Annotated in this window: 1 protein-coding gene; it reads right to left on the bottom strand. The window is 44.2% G+C overall.

Features of this window, described 5'->3' with window-relative positions; all coding sequences use genetic code 11:
- Positions 1-249: 249 nt before the first annotated feature.
- Positions 250-537 (bottom strand): transposase, encoded by a 288-nt coding sequence (locus BO225_RS10660; protein ID WP_076342204.1) that lies wholly within the window; start codon positions 535-537, stop codon positions 250-252.
- Between the last annotated feature and the right edge of the window lie 94 nt (positions 538-631).

Raw genomic sequence — 631 nt, 5'->3', positions numbered from 1 at the left:
CTTTGATTCCATGCTTGTGGAGGATCTCTGCGATCTTGGGCGAGCCATACAGCTGGTGCGAATCGTTGTAGATCTTGACGATTGCTTTTTTTGTTTTTTCCCGCCGGACTTTTGTCTTGGATGGTTTGAATCTCAAATGCTTGTAGTAGCCGGAAGTGCTCTTATCCAATTTTGCCAGTATACCCGCTACCGATGCTTTGGGATGTTTCTCTTTGTATTCCCGAACCGATCGATAGAGGATACGAGCTGTTACTTGCCGAGTATACTGATCGCTTTTTTTAATACATTCAGTGCGTCCTGCGTGTCTCTGAGCTCTTTTTTAAGATGAGCGATCTCTTTGGCTTCATCGCTGCTGTAGTTGCCGGATCCTCTTACGACGACTTGATCGTCATGCTCTTTATAGCTTTTTACCCATCCTCCAACGGTTGTATCGTGGACTCCGAACTGTTGCGCGATCTGGGTGTAGGCAAGGTCCGGATGATCGAGCACGTATTGGATCACCTGTTCCTTAAATTCTTTGTCATATTGCTTTGCCATTTTTCATTCCTCCTCATTCTGGAATTCAAATTGTTCTTCTTATGACATTCTACCACTTGAATTTTCAGAGGTTTAAGGGATGCACCATTAATAC

Origin of the sequence: Dubosiella newyorkensis, assembly GCF_001945605.1 — a bacterium.
Classification (GTDB): Bacteria; Bacillota_I; Bacilli_A; order Erysipelotrichales; family Erysipelotrichaceae; genus Dubosiella; species Dubosiella newyorkensis.
This window is presented reverse-complemented; position numbering and strand designations above follow the sequence as displayed.

Coding starts and splice junctions, on each gene's coding strand:
- BO225_RS10660 (WP_076342204.1), bottom strand. CDS start 537: ATGGCAAAGCAATATGACAAAGAATTTAAGGAACAGGTGATCCAATAC.